The following is a 13,492-nucleotide window of genomic DNA, read 5'->3' on the forward strand; positions in this document are numbered from 1 at the left end:
TTTATTCCATTGAATTGTTACCATCAAATCATGCCAGCTGAAAAATTTAGCAACTACTACTATATAACTATGATCGATATGCTGAAATATATTTAGCCACACCCATTGAACAACATGGCATCATTTATGTCACCATTGATGCGAGTTAAATAATTATCCTATTTATTAAACTTAAACTTTATTCAATGAAGAAGGTCTTTTATTCCTTATTGGTAGTTGCAATGGTGGCAGGCGCCTGTAAAAAGAATGCCTCCCCCGAAAATGAATCTTCCCCAAAAAACAGTTCAGGTGGTGTAAATACTACTGCGAGGGCCGCAAGTACCGTTCAATTCAGCGGCTATACCTGGTATATACGTAATACCGGCAATTCAACAGAAGGTCCTGGCCCTAACATTTTCAACGGTAGCAATGCCTGGGTAGATGGTAATGGCTGGTTGCATTTGAAGATCACAAAGAACACCAGTACCAACAAATGGAATTGCGCTGAAATATACAGTGCCCAAAACTTTGGTTATGGTTCTTATCAGTGGCAGGTAGAAGGTGCAATTGGCTCCCTCGACAAAAACATTGTGCTAGGATTATTTAATTATTCAGGCAACGACGGTTTTGATGAAATGGATATAGAATTTGCCCGCTGGGGAAACAGCAGCTGGCCTAACCTGAATTATACCGTATGGCCAGCAACCTCAGGCAAAAGTGAATGGAATTACACCAAAAACTTTACGCTCACTGGCGGCACTTACACTACACATCGCTTTACCCGTAACAGCAGCTCGGTAGTGTTTAAAAGTTTGAACGGATTTTATAACGACGACACCAATTTGTTCGCCAGCGCTACCTGCTCGTCACCAGCCTGGAGCATCAGCACATTAAGCATGCCGGTACACATGAACCTTTGGTTGTTTGATGGCCTGGCGCCTTCTGATAGCAAAGAAGTAGAAATTATTATTCACAGCTTTAAGTATACTGCCGGGTAAACCAACGATATTACCAGGGGCAACTGCTCAGGGATGTTAGAATTTTAATATTGCACCATTAGCAAACAGGCTGATGGTGCAATTTTTTTTTCAGAGTTATTCCTCCTGTTTCTTTCCCTTCCCCTTCCCCATCGTATTAATTCTTTAAGAACCCTTGAAATTTCATCTATTTGAATAGTTCAATAATAAGAATACAACCCTCCCATTTTAAAAAAGCACCCTTTCATAATGAAAGGGTTTTTTATTGAGCATTGGCCGGTAAATATGCAAATTATTTATTCAAATTGTTTTATTTCAGTTAGTTATACCTCATTCGATTTCCCGGAAAGAAAGGGCCCTGTATTTGATCTTTCTAATAGATTTAAATTTTAGTTGGGGCTGCGTGGTCACAAGGGTGAAACGCAGCATTTACACTCACTTCGTATGAAACAGCCCCTGAAATATATTCTATACGTTTTGGTAATAATTCTTTTAGTGACCATCCTTTCTTACATCTTGTATAAGGCTGGTGTTTATCAAATCAGATCAACATAAAAATATAACAGTCTTTCTGTAATGAAAAGCACCAGGGATAAAAAAGTAAAGGAAGAATTGGACCACCAGATTGACCTGCTGACAAAGAAATTCCTGTATGAAGTATACAAACAGATCCGGATAAAAAAAATGAGGCGGGCTGAGCTTGCCGCATTATTACAGGTTAGTCCGGGTTATTTGTCGCAACTGTTCCATAACAAAAAGCCATTGACATTTACCATGTTGGTGAGGTTTCAACAGGCTTTACATATTGAATTTGAAATAAAAACCAGGTCGCATGACGAACAAAAAACAAAGAATGAAAATTAGTTTAAAGGGGCTGGGCAAAAAGCTGGGGTTACATATTATACTCCCCATCTTTTATGTTCTTGCCCTGCTGGCTGTATTTATTCTAAATAAAAATTAAAACGCTCAATTTGTATGGATCCAGGTCCCGGGAAAAGAGATGAGATCATTAAACGAAACGCCTTTTTAGTAGCCATACTAACAGGCATTATTGCTTTAAGTATTTTGGCGCTGGTTTTAATTCATAATCTGTAAATTGATGCCAAAATGAACCCTGCCCTAATTAGAACCTGAATGAGTTACCATACCCTGTTTTTGTTACTTTTTATAGCTGTCTGGATCATCCGTGCCAATATTGGTAAAAATGTAAATAAAAAGGTAAAGCTGGCGCTTACTGTTTTAGCAATATTCTTTTTGATAATCCCCTTTTTACCAAGGCTGTTCTTTGGAAAGTGGAATGCTATTTCACTATTGAATGATAAAGAAATTTCTCAAATACGCCTGGGGCCTTCGCTGCCAAATTGGAAAGTAAATTTAGTGGGCAGCGACCTGGTTATTTCAGATAAACAACAAATTGACACCATTACTCAGTTATTAAGAAAGGTGGACGTTTACTTCCCCAGCCACCCCATAAGGGTTTGGGAAACAAAAATGTTCCTTATTACAACAACCAGGGATACAGTTGAAATGAAAATTAATAATACGAATAATAACGGTACCTCCATTGAAACCCCTTCGAACGAATGGAGACTGGATACGCTCGGATGCTATCTGGAAAAATTGACCAAATATCAGCAGCCGGTTTACAGCGATACCGTAAAACCTGAACCTGTGAATGTTGGATCACAATAACCTCCGGGCGTACTGTTTAACAAAAGGCTCTCTCCTACTTCATCTTCACCTTCCCCATCGCATATTGCATACCGCCCCATAAATGCTGCAGGTACAGCGGATCGGCCCAGGATTCATCGGTATGTCCTAATTCAGTATAGAAAGCGCGGCCGCCTTCAAAGTTATGGTACCAGCTCATGGGATGGTTGGCGCCATTGGTGCCGCCGCTGTAAGAAGTTTCGTCAATACTGATGAGCACATGCAGGTCTGGTTGAATATCCTTGAAATTGTACCATTCATCGGTGCGCTTCCAGGGACGGGGTAAATGCTTGGTCGCTATGTTCGTGCTGTCGTTGATCACCAGTACGGCTTCCTGTATTTTAGGATGCTTTACAAAATAAGCACCTACCAGTTTGCCATACCAGGGCCATCCATATTCAGTATCGGTAGCGGCATGTACACCTACAAATCCACCGCCGGCCTGTATGTATTGCTGAAAAGCTTTTTGCTGCTCCTCGTTCAATACATCGCCGGTAGTGCTTAAAAATACCACGGCAGCGTATTTTTTCAGGCTGCTGTAAACGAACTTCGTTGAATCGGTGGTGGTATCCACATCAAAATGATATTTCACCCCCAGGTCCTGAATGGCTTTTATGCCTGCATCGATCGACTTGTGATGATAGCCGGCCGTTTTCGAAAATACCAGTACTTTATCTTTTGCCAGGGAAACTATTGTGAAGGATGTTACTAATAAAGCGGTAAATACAATTTTCAGGGCGAAGCTCGTTTTCTTCATGTTATTATTTTTTACATACTTGTCCGGTGCCGAAAGATAGCGAATTCTTTATTAAGCAAAAAAGTCGGAAACGTGCGAAAAAAGGTTGCATCTGCTGCCAGGAAAAAAGGGTGGGCCGTCCCGATAACTTTCGGCACGACCCACCCTTAAGAAGGAGACCCACCTTATTCTATCAATCCCGCTGCGTTTGCGAGCTGTAGGTACTTTCAAATATTTTATCGGCATTGCCTGCTTCAAACCCTTCCCGTCGGTGTATGCGTTGCACCTGGTCTGTCGACAAATGCGCAAATTGCGGCAACACCCGTCTTTCGGCAAATTCAATATACGAGCCTGAAATGGCATGCTCGTCGCCACCCGCAAACCGGGCCCCGATCATTTCGGCTACGGTAGAGCTTTGTAACAACCCGCCATCCGGACTGGTCTTTATTTTTCCGCCCGCATTATTCAGCTTAAAGCCGTTGCGCTCAAGAAACTCATTGAACTGCGCAATGGTGTTGTAGCCTTCTTTCAAATTATGCACGCTGATGGTAAAATGGTTCAGGTAATACCGGTTATAGATCACCCAGGCGGCGTATTCGCTTTGCGCGCTCAGCGTTTGAAAATCGTCCCAGGTGGGCAGTCGCCATAAGCCGCTGTGCAGGAACTGGTCTACCGCCATTGCATCATCAAGGTCAAGCTGTTCAACCGGGTCGGCAGTCACTTCATTGGTATAACTGGTGATGAGCTGCTGCATTTCGGGCGACAGGTCCTTTATCCGCAGCTCGCTGATGAAGATACGCGGGTAATGGGGCGCCGGTGGTGCATACCAGTAGGCATCCAGCTTTTTTTCGGGGAAATGATAATAATCCTTTTTCTGGTAACCATAATGTAAAAAGATCTTTTCCAACGATTGTATGCCAAGGTGCGGTACACCCATTGTGCGGAACGCAATATGGTCATTTTCAATATCACTGGCCTGCTGTATGATATTTTCCTTTATCATGGCGTTGATAATGCCCAGTACATCGGGCACGCGGTCGCGATAGCGAGACATTAAGCCTGATAATACGTTATCCAGTATGATTGACATAGTATTAGTTTCTTTTGTAGTTTAAAGGCTGATGACATGTTCCAGGTTTCAGGACGGCGCGGCCCATTCCCGGGCGAGCCTGCAACCTGAAACTTGCAACTGTATTTTTATTGCCTAATGGTTCTTCCCGTACAAACTTCCATTCTTTGTTTTCAGGAATTTCTCAAACGGTATTTCTTCCTGCTTAATAAATCCTTTTTGGGGTAACTCTTTATTGGCTACCATTTCTACCACAGCTGCTACCGAGGCGGCGGTTGTCCAGCTAATAGCGCGCCATTCTTTGCCATTGATCGTAATTGGATGATAAGCCTGGTAGAATTCTTCCCTTGCCAGCTCCTGCCCTTTCCAGCCTTCCACTACGGCATATACATACACTACATCTTCCCGTACCGGCGGTTTGGCTTCCGTTAGAATTTGTTCAGTTAAGGCCCGTTTATCTTTCAGGATCAGCTCATATAATAAAAACCGCATGAGGCGGGCGTGCCCGGGGTAACGGATGGTCTTGTAGTTCAGTGTATCTACTTTTCCTTCCAGGGTTTCGCACAAAGTGCCCAGTCCGCCACTGGTGCTGAACGCTTCAAACTCCTGTCCTTCAATATTGATCTGTTCAATGCCATCGAGCGAGGGAACCATTTTGCGGATGCCGTTGTGTATTACTTCGGCATCGTTGATGTATTCATTGATAACGCCGGCGGGCGACCAGGTAAAGGAATAGGCCATTAAACCATTGGGGAATCGTGGCAGGGCCCCTACCCGTAGTTCCACATCGCGCAATTTGGTAAACCGGTGGCAAAGGTCGGCGCCAACAATTCCTATAAACCCGGGCGCCAGTCCGCACTGCGGCGCCATTACGCCTTTCGATGTTTCGGCCATCTTTCGTATAGCGCTGGTAGTGGGTACGTCTTCTGTAAGATCGAAATAATGAATACCGGTTTTAAAGGCTGCTTCTGCCACCGGCAGGTTCAGGTTGTATGGTAAACACGAAACCACGGCATCCTGCTTCGACAGGGTGTTTTCCAGAAATTTTGCATCGTTTATATCTCCGGTAACTATGTTGAAAGGAAGACCGGCAGGTGCTTTTTGATCAACACCGGTAACAGTAAAGATATCATTCAGCAACGTGGCTACCAGTGAACCCACCTTGCCCAGTCCGATAACGGCAATATTTTTCATAACTTATTTTAGTTAATAGAATGAGTAATAATATAGTTAATTGACGGGTTGGCAATAGTGCCCAGGACGCCTGTCAATTAAAGATATAGCAACAAAATCAGGATTGAATATGTGTGTAAGACATGAATACTATGGAACGTTCGCGCATGCACTTCGCAGAAATGCCAGGTATGAGTAGAATATTTTTACGCTTTCATTCACGGTGCGAATGTATTCAAAGCTGGTTAAATAACAAACATGTGTTTGTAAAAAACATGCAAAGAGGGTTTTGCACAACCGGGATGTGCCTGCAGCTTCCCGGCAAAAAACGGCAAGGCTAAAATCCGGTTCTCCGGAATATTCGTAACTTATAGTAAATTTTAAATATGTCTACCGGAGGCCTGCTATTTATCCCCGATATCAGTGGCTTCACTCAGTTTGTTGAAAAGACCGAGATCGAACACAGCCAGTTCATTATTAAAAACCTGCTGGAGGCATTGATCAATTGTAACCAGCTCGGTCTGCAGGTGTCGGAAATTGAGGGCGATGCCATTTTGTTTTACAAATTTGGCAACCCGCCCGGCAGTAAGGCCATTTATGAGCAGGTTGAAAAAATGTTCTGCGAATTCCATCACCTGTTGCGCAGTATCTCTGTAAAACGGCTTTGCCAGTGCGGGGCCTGTAAAGAGTCGGAGAAATTAAGCCTGAAGGTGATTACCCACCAGGGCGAATTCACTACTTACAATATTAAGGAGTTCAGTAAACTCATTGGAAAAGATGTGATAAGGGCGCACCAGTTATTAAAGAACGATATCCCCGAACATGAATACTGGCTGGTTACCGATAACCTGTATAATCAGCATTTTAAGCCTGATGAGTTGCCCGGCTGGATGAAATGGGTGCCGGGCCGGAAAGAAATAGAGAATGATGCCATCAACTTTCAATATGTATACCTGTCGCCGCTGTTAGAAAAAGTGCCGGTAGAATCGCGTTTCCCTTCTGCGCTTCAACAGGGCAAAATTGAACTGGTGCGTGTTTATAAAGAAGTGCCGGTTGATTTTATGCAGTTATTCTACCTCACTGTGAACCTCGATCTGCGCCCGCTTTGGGTAGAAGGCGTAAAGGCTATCGATAAAATGAACAATCCCGAAAACCTGGTAGGCGTGGCGCATCGTTGCATTCTTGCAAACCGCAGCGAGGTGCTTATTACCAGTCATGTTCGGGCTACTGATACCTGTATTGAATATGAGGAAACCTCCAAGGATGGCCAGCGCACCATGCATTACGAGTACAACACTACCGGTACGGGCAAAGCAATGGCTTCTTTTGTCATTTATATTAAAAAGAACGCATTGAAGTTATTCCTGTTCGATCTGTTTATGCGAAAGCGCATCACCCGCCTGCTCGAAAACTCACTGAATAACATGGTTGCGCTAAGTAAACGGCAACAGAACTGAGCTACAGATCGGCATACATTTTCTTCAATCCTTTCTTTATATAATCGGGCAGGTTCATTTGCGCGGCTACTTTTTTAAAGAAGCTACGGTCGCCCGCTACCGTAAGGGCATCGAGTTGAATAGGCGCCAGCACGTCGGGTGTTATATTCATGGGCGCTAACTTTTTAAAGGGCAGGCCATGTTTGGCCATGGGATCAAAATTGGGCCGTACCGCCTCGCCCTCCTCTTCATTGTGATCAAGCACCAACACCCATTCCGGTTCTTCATGCGCCTGTAAAGGCGGTTTAAGCGGAACCAGGAAACGGTTGCCCTCCTTGTCCATCATACCACGCAGGGGCAGGGAGCGGGTGGCCAGCTTTCTGATATTGAGCAGTCCGTCCTTTACTTTTTGCGTGGCGGCCGACAGGGTCAATGCGCCTACCACGGGGTCTTGCGAAACCTGTTGCAGGTTGAACAATTTTGATTGTGCGCCAATGGTTTTGGCTTCGGCGCCGTTGCCGCCAAATTTCCGCATCAGCGTGGCATCGCCATATCGCGGCGTTCCATTGATCACTACCAGTGAGATACTTTTTTCGGATGCCTGTAAAAGCGTGGTATAAGGATCGTTCCCCTTTCCCTTTACCACCAGCAGATCGGCGCGTTTGCCTTTTTCCAACGTACCCAATTCCTTATCCCATTTTATGATGCGGGCGGCATTTACAGTGGCCATGGCAATAAGCTCATAATCGCTGAACAGCCTGCCATTGGCTTCGCTGTAGAGTTTGGCCACTTTCAGCTCGCCCAGTAAATTCTTACTGCCGCTGGGCGACCAGTCGCTTCCCAATGCTATGGTGATGCCGCTTGCTTTGGCGCTTTTTATATCGGCCGTTTGCCCGTATAACAACAGGTTGCTGAAGGGCGACCACACCATCGACGCGCCTTTTTGTTTCATGATGGCAAAGTCGGCCGCTTGCAGCGCCACGCAATGAATACCGGTGAGTGAAGGCCCAATGGCCCATTCGTTAAGCCCCAGTCTCAGGTGTTCAAAATGCTTGCGGGCCGAAGCATTTGTTCCTTCGCTTAAGTGCAACAGTAAGCAGGTGCTTTTTTGCAGTTGTTTCGAAAATCTGGCGGCATCGCGGGCGGTGATGTCGGGAATATGCGCATCTACGTTAGGTAGGTTGGCATCGGCACTCTCTTCTACATTACGCACAATGCCGCGGTAATATTTTTTTATACCTGCATTGCTGAACAACATGATCCCCTGTGATGTGGTGACGCCGCCGGCCAGGCATTTGCATTCCACATACCGTACAATGGCTTCCACATACCCTTTTGTTTTTCCCAGCAGGTTCATGGGATAACTGATGGCCTTTTTGTAGGGGTCTATGCCACTCCATTGTGCGCGGTTCTCGTACCGTTTAGGTACATTCCACATGGGCAGGCAATTATAACTTAAATGGTTGTGCAATTCTATAAAGCCGGGGAAAATGGCGCCTTTTGTTTTGTAAACAGGGTAATTGGCCAGGTTGGCTGGAACCGGTTTGCCATCGGGGATGATGGCTTCAATACGGGCCGCGTTTATGAAGATAGTGCCTTTGACAATTTCATTGGGCGCGGTCATGGTAACAATGGTGCCGTGCAATCCATAGCGGGGGCTATCCAGTGGGTCAATGGCTGGTTTCTTTGCTTTGGCCATATCAGTTGAATTTGGGGGCTTTCCATAAAAGGGTGTGTCCGTCGTCGGGCGATGGCCGGCTCACACTGTTCATACCCCGCTTTTTTCTGAAGAAGGCATCGTTACCGAACCAGTCGGGTATACCAAAGGGCAGGTCCAGGGCCGGAATGGCCGCATAATCCTGTTCGGCGAATTTGTCGCCATACAGGGGCTTGTTGGTGGCAGCGCCCTCATCGGGCGTAATGATCCCGCGCAGGGCGGTTACCACCCGGTTCCAATCGGTGAGCATTTTTTTTTCACCGGCAGCCCCGCCCGAATGATAACTGGGATGATAGGTCTCAAACACCGGAATATTGCCTTTGGTATCCCATAGCTGCACCGTTTTCTTTGCCACATCGCCAAAGGCCACTATCGCCTGCAACGAAGGCTTTTTTAGCATGTTGAAGAGCTTGTTGCGCCAGGTGGTCAAATCGGGGCGGCTCAGGAGTTTTATGCCGTCGCCCAGGTGGCTGGGGTGCAAAGCAAAGGCCCACCCGTTCACGCAGGTATACGATTGGGTTAACCCGATCTTTTGCAGAAAGCCCTGCACCCTTTGCCCGGCATTGCCTACCAGGGTGCGGCCTGCAATGCGTTCGGTTGGGCCGGGGTCTGAAGCCACCAGAATTATTTTGGCGCTGCCATCGAGACGGCCCCGGTAAAACACCGGACCCCAGTCGTACCAGAAATTGTTTTTAATGTCGGTGTGATCGGGCAGGGCGGCAAAGTGTTTTACAAATGCTGCACCGGGCCCTTTGTCGAACTGGATCATAATACATGGTTTTATGGTCAATGATGAATGCTTGCCCGCTGTAGTTTTAGCGTAAGCGGGGTCAATGCTTCGCCTGGTAAAGCCCAGTGAAAGCAGGTCCATTGGCAATTGATAACCGGGGTGCAGATTATGATCAGTTCATCAACAGAGATGGTTAGTTGGGTGGGAATACCGGCTATTAAAGCTACTAACTCCGGCGTTTTATGCCAACCGTAGTTTTACTGATTTTAATTAGTTTTTGATCAAAAGGTATAACGGTCAACCTCCCGCAGGGCTCTTTCGAAGTCTTCGTTCTTCCACCAGCCCACTTCCTTGTATTTTTTACTCAGTATGGCGGCCAGTTCTTTTTTCGTGTGTGGCTTGCTTTTCTTTACAACAGGCGGAGCTATCTTCGTGTCATCGGCCAGCTCAACCTTTGTGGCAAACCAGGTAGTGAACTCCCGGGGAATGGCCAGCCCGAGAATCATTCCGGGTAAGCCGCTAAAGAATTCCGGTCCGCCCTGTGGCACTATCTCGGGGCAATAGAACGCTACCACATAAACGCTGTCGTGAATAACGCCGATGGCTTTGCGGCAATCGAAACCGGCTATCTTCCTGATCTCGTTTTCTATCTTCCACTTTATTGGCCGAACACTATCGGCCAGTAAATAGGGTTCGTTTATGAAGTATTGTTGTGAAATGGTTTGCCTGTTCTCAAGATCGGTATATAAACTGTTATCAGCAGCGAAATACGTGGTTGTTCCCCTGCGGCCCAGCGTATACAATAACTGGTTCCCGGCAAACACCAGGTCGCGGTAATAAATATCGAATTCGGGCTTACTGGCTATCCAGCTATTGCTGGCCCGCTCGGCATCGGTGTATATTCTTTTATTATTCTTTTTTATTTCATATTCTATTTTACCCCGGGTAATAAAATCCTGGGCACTTGTTTGTTGCGAGAGAAACAGCGAGGAGCATATAATAAACAACAACAGTTTCATACAGCGTTTATTTTAAACTTTTTGAAAAGTTCCAGGTTGCCGACAAAAGCCAGTACCTTTTTATAACAAAGCGGTTCGATTCGGATACATTGCTACCCGTTACATACCGGTTGTAGCCATTATTATTATTCAGGATGTCATTCACTGAAAACCTGATTACTGCCTGGTTATTCTTCAGGAATTTCTTCTGCACAAAAGCATTCCATTGTATGGTGTTTATACTGGAATTAAAAGATGCGTTCTTTGGCTGAAAATTAAAGAGGCAATCACTCGTAAGCTCCAGATGCCAGGGTATGTAAAAGGTCGCATTCACCGCGTGTGAATGGTTAAAGTAACTGGTGTTAGGGCGATTGGGAATATCGCTCCAGCCCCAGTTCTTATTTACAGTTCCTCTATAACCGGTGCTCATCACTTTTGTCCATTCATGGTTAATGCTATAAGTGGCGCTCACGTTCAGGCTGATACTCTTTAATTTATTATCGTTTTGAATGGCATAATTGCCGCCCTTATTGGTTGATAAGTTTATCGAATGCTTCAGGTGCAATTTTTTATTTTGCCAACTGTAGTACAGGTAACTATTTATATTGGGAATACTATTGAGATTGATATACTGGCTCACACTCCTGTTCTGGGCATCGGTATAGGTTTTGGAGGCTACATCGTTGCTGGTATACCTGATGTTAACACCTGTATTGAACCCGGAGCCTTTTGCCGTATTCCATGAATAATACGACAAATAGGCGCTGTGCCTGAATCCCTGTTGCAGATCGGGATTACCTATTTGTACATACAGCTTGTTGCTGCTTTTTCGTAACGGTTGCAACTGATCAACAGAGGGCTGTGTGGTTTCTCCGCGATAACTGAATGTAAGGCCGGTACCTTGTTTAGGGCGCCAGTTTAAATTTGCCTGTGGCGAAAAGTTGTTAAAGCGGCGGGTGTTTTGCTCGTGCAGGTCGTTATTCATTTGTTTGAACCCGGTAAAAAAGGCATTTCCACCTATAGAAGCCCCAAACTTTTTTTCATTGTATACAAGGGTAGCGCCCGAGATATGCGTGGTGCTGCTAAAAGTATAGTCATTGCTGAGGGTATCAATGCGTTCAGTGAACTTGTCGTTTACATTGTTGAGGGTATTGAATACGTTTCCTGACACATTGTTTTTCCAACCATATTCAAAACCCAGGCTCCATCTGCTGCTGAGTTTCTCCAGGTAATTTATTCTGGCGGCATACGATTCAAAAGAGTTGATGCTTTTCTGTAGCTGGTTCAGCGTATCGGCATTTTTGAATGTGCCCGAAGCCGGATCATAATAATTATTGGCCGAATAGTTATAGGCATCGCCTGTTCTGTTGTTGTAATCCTGCTGTACCATCAGCGAGAGGGTCCTTCCTTCTTTTCTGAACTTGCGTTGCACACTGATGTTGGTGCCAAACTTTCTACTGTCGTAATCGTTTTCGTTCCTTTGTTCGGAACTGTTTACCTGGAATCCTTTTTCATTGATTGAACCGGAAATACTTGTGCTTTGCTCACTGGAGGTACCGAAACTTCCATTGGCCGATATTTTAACGGTGGTGAAAGAATCAGCTTTTATGGTAAAACTGCCACTGGCCCTTTGTGAGAAGCTGTATGTTTTTTCCTGTCTGTCGCTTTTGCTGGTGAATGAAGTGCCATCGGGCAGTACATTCAAATTGGTTGAGTTTTGCCAGCCGGTTGCATTGATCTGTTTAACGCGGTAATTGCTCATCAATTTCAGCTTATCGAAATTCCATTTTTCAGAGTAATGCGCGCCGCCCGATTGTATGGATGGCAAACCGTTACCGCGATAATTCTCGGGTTCATAGTCCCGGTTCGAATAAAAAACAGTACCGCCAATGCCATCGTCAATAAGCTCATAATCTTCGGTGGTATATTTGCCTAAGTCATTATAGGAAAGGGTTTGCTTGCCGGTCTTAGAGGATAGGCCAAATACCGATATTTTACGGGTGCCATCGAACAGAGCGCCCATGGCTTCATGGTTGTAGTATTCTTTGCCATCGCTGGCTGCACTTAGCTTGCCGAAATAGCCGTTCTTCCGGTTCTTCTTTAATTTCAGGTTAATGGTCTTGGTGCGGGTGCCATCGTCGATCCCCGTAAACTTGGCGCGTTCACTTTTATCATCATAGACCTGCACTTTGTCTACTGCATCGGCGGCCAGGTACTTGGCGGCAATTGCGGGGTCATCTGAGAAAAACTCATCGCCATCGACCAGGATCTTTTTTACTTCCTGCCCCTGGGCGTAGATCTTCCCGTCTTTCTCCACCTGTAAACCCGGCATGCGTTTGAACAGTTCTTCCACATTATCGCCTGGTTGTACGGCAAAACTATCTGCGGTATATTCCAGGGTATCGCCCCGCATTCGAATGGGTAATCCGGCCTGTACAATTACCTCCTGTAACAATTGGGCCCGGGTTGTCATTGGAATGGCTTTCAGGTCGAGGTTTGAAGTATCAGTAATGGTTACATCCTGCAGATAATCGGCCATTCTGGGATAAGAGACCAGCAATGTATACCTTCCTTGTGGAATGTTTGTTATTTTAAAAAAGCCGGCTTCGTTGGTGCGAACAGATTGATACAGGGTTGAATCCCTGAGATCAATGAGTGCTACAATGGAGTAATGAAGCTTTTTCTTTTCTGCAGTATCAAGAATAATTCCTTTAATGGAATTTTTTTGCGCGAATACGGGCAGGCAAAAGAGATAGCATAATGCTATCAGCAGCATTGTTCTGGTTGGCCATACTTGTCTTGTCATGGGTTGTCTTTGGGCTGTTCCAAAAATATGGTTCCGCCTGATGTTTTACAACCGCTACGCCTGCCTGTTATCAATAATAGATTTTTCTTAACTTATCAGAAAAATCGCGCATGCAAGATATAAAATGTTTTCCTTACAATATTGGTAGAGTAATAAAGTTT

Annotated in this window: 11 protein-coding genes; 4 read left to right on the forward strand and 7 right to left on the reverse strand. The window is 45.3% G+C overall.

Features of this window, described 5'->3' with window-relative positions; all coding sequences use genetic code 11:
- The first annotated feature begins 185 nt into the window (after positions 1-185).
- From A3860_RS35170 to A3860_RS35180, 3 genes are all read left to right on the forward strand, one after another.
- Positions 186-977, forward strand: a complete 792-nt coding sequence (locus tag A3860_RS35170) for a glycoside hydrolase family 16 protein (RefSeq protein ID WP_081155282.1) — start codon at positions 186-188, stop codon at positions 975-977.
- Between the two features lie 555 nt (positions 978-1,532).
- The gene (locus A3860_RS35175; protein WP_081155283.1) at positions 1,533-1,820 is read left to right on the forward strand and encodes a helix-turn-helix domain-containing protein; all 288 of its coding nucleotides are present in this window, start codon (positions 1,533-1,535) and stop codon (positions 1,818-1,820) included.
- Positions 1,821-2,090: 270 nt separating this feature from the next.
- On the forward strand, positions 2,091-2,648 hold the full coding sequence (locus tag A3860_RS35180; RefSeq protein WP_081155284.1) for a hypothetical protein: 558 nt from the start codon (positions 2,091-2,093) through the stop codon (positions 2,646-2,648).
- Positions 2,649-2,682: 34 nt separating this feature from the next.
- On the opposite strand, the gene A3860_RS35185 is transcribed toward A3860_RS35180, so the two are convergent.
- The 3 genes from A3860_RS35185 to A3860_RS35195 all read right to left on the reverse strand — a co-directional run bounded on the left by A3860_RS35185 (position 2,683) and on the right by A3860_RS35195 (position 5,665).
- Positions 2,683-3,423, reverse strand: coding sequence for a ThuA domain-containing protein (locus A3860_RS35185; protein WP_081155285.1), 741 nt, complete (start codon positions 3,421-3,423; stop codon positions 2,683-2,685).
- 172 nt (positions 3,424-3,595) lie between these two features.
- Positions 3,596-4,492 carry a DUF1338 domain-containing protein gene (locus A3860_RS35190; RefSeq protein ID WP_081155286.1) on the reverse strand — a complete coding sequence of 299 codons (897 nt, stop codon included), beginning with the start codon at positions 4,490-4,492 and terminating at the stop codon, positions 3,596-3,598.
- A gap of 114 nt (positions 4,493-4,606) precedes the next feature.
- Positions 4,607-5,665, reverse strand: a complete 1,059-nt coding sequence (locus A3860_RS35195; RefSeq protein ID WP_081155287.1) for a saccharopine dehydrogenase family protein — start codon at positions 5,663-5,665, stop codon at positions 4,607-4,609.
- Positions 5,666-6,030: 365 nt separating this feature from the next.
- Here A3860_RS35195 and A3860_RS35205 point away from each other — a divergent pair, with 365 nt between their 5' ends.
- Positions 6,031-7,101 carry a DUF2652 domain-containing protein gene (locus A3860_RS35205; RefSeq protein WP_081155289.1) on the forward strand — a complete coding sequence of 357 codons (1,071 nt, stop codon included), beginning with the start codon at positions 6,031-6,033 and terminating at the stop codon, positions 7,099-7,101.
- Position 7,102: 1 nt separating this feature from the next.
- Here A3860_RS35205 and A3860_RS35210 read toward each other — a convergent pair whose 3' ends face one another.
- The 4 genes from A3860_RS35210 to A3860_RS35225 form a co-directional block, all read right to left on the reverse strand.
- Positions 7,103-8,779 (reverse strand): amidohydrolase family protein, encoded by a 1,677-nt coding sequence (locus A3860_RS35210; RefSeq protein WP_081155290.1) that lies wholly within the window; start codon positions 8,777-8,779, stop codon positions 7,103-7,105.
- Position 8,780: 1 nt separating this feature from the next.
- Entirely contained in the window at positions 8,781-9,668 is an 888-nt protein-coding gene (locus A3860_RS35215) for a uracil-DNA glycosylase family protein (protein ID WP_081155291.1), read from the reverse strand.
- A gap of 140 nt (positions 9,669-9,808) precedes the next feature.
- The gene (locus A3860_RS35220) at positions 9,809-10,546 is read right to left on the reverse strand and encodes a GLPGLI family protein (RefSeq protein WP_081155292.1); all 738 of its coding nucleotides are present in this window, start codon (positions 10,544-10,546) and stop codon (positions 9,809-9,811) included.
- A gap of 7 nt (positions 10,547-10,553) precedes the next feature.
- Complete coding sequence (locus tag A3860_RS35225; RefSeq protein WP_081155293.1) at positions 10,554-13,331, reverse strand: outer membrane beta-barrel protein; 2,778 nt, start codon at positions 13,329-13,331, stop codon at positions 10,554-10,556.
- Positions 13,332-13,492: the final 161 nt, after the last annotated feature.

It is taken from the genome of Niastella vici (assembly GCF_002077945.1).
GTDB classification, from domain to species: Bacteria; Bacteroidota; Bacteroidia; order Chitinophagales; family Chitinophagaceae; genus Niastella; species Niastella vici.

Bases quoted from the DNA above. Each gene is read 5' to 3' on its own strand.
- A3860_RS35195 (WP_081155287.1), bottom strand. From the start codon at position 5,665: ATGAAAAATATTGCCGTTATCGGACTGGGCAAGGTGGGTTCACTGGTA.
- A3860_RS35180 (WP_081155284.1), top strand. From the start codon at position 2,091: ATGAGTTACCATACCCTGTTTTTGTTACTTTTTATAGCTGTCTGGATC.
- A3860_RS35185 (WP_081155285.1), bottom strand. From the start codon at position 3,423: ATGAAGAAAACGAGCTTCGCCCTGAAAATTGTATTTACCGCTTTATTA.
- A3860_RS35210 (WP_081155290.1), bottom strand. From the start codon at position 8,779: ATGGCCAAAGCAAAGAAACCAGCCATTGACCCACTGGATAGCCCCCGC.
- A3860_RS35215 (WP_081155291.1), bottom strand. From the start codon at position 9,668: ATGGACCTGCTTTCACTGGGCTTTACCAGGCGAAGCATTGACCCCGCT.
- A3860_RS35175 (WP_081155283.1), top strand. From the start codon at position 1,533: ATGAAAAGCACCAGGGATAAAAAAGTAAAGGAAGAATTGGACCACCAG.
- A3860_RS35190 (WP_081155286.1), bottom strand. From the start codon at position 4,492: ATGTCAATCATACTGGATAACGTATTATCAGGCTTAATGTCTCGCTAT.
- A3860_RS35205 (WP_081155289.1), top strand. From the start codon at position 6,031: ATGTCTACCGGAGGCCTGCTATTTATCCCCGATATCAGTGGCTTCACT.
- A3860_RS35225 (WP_081155293.1), bottom strand. From the start codon at position 13,331: ATGACAAGACAAGTATGGCCAACCAGAACAATGCTGCTGATAGCATTA.
- A3860_RS35220 (WP_081155292.1), bottom strand. From the start codon at position 10,546: ATGAAACTGTTGTTGTTTATTATATGCTCCTCGCTGTTTCTCTCGCAA.
- A3860_RS35170 (WP_081155282.1), top strand. From the start codon at position 186: ATGAAGAAGGTCTTTTATTCCTTATTGGTAGTTGCAATGGTGGCAGGC.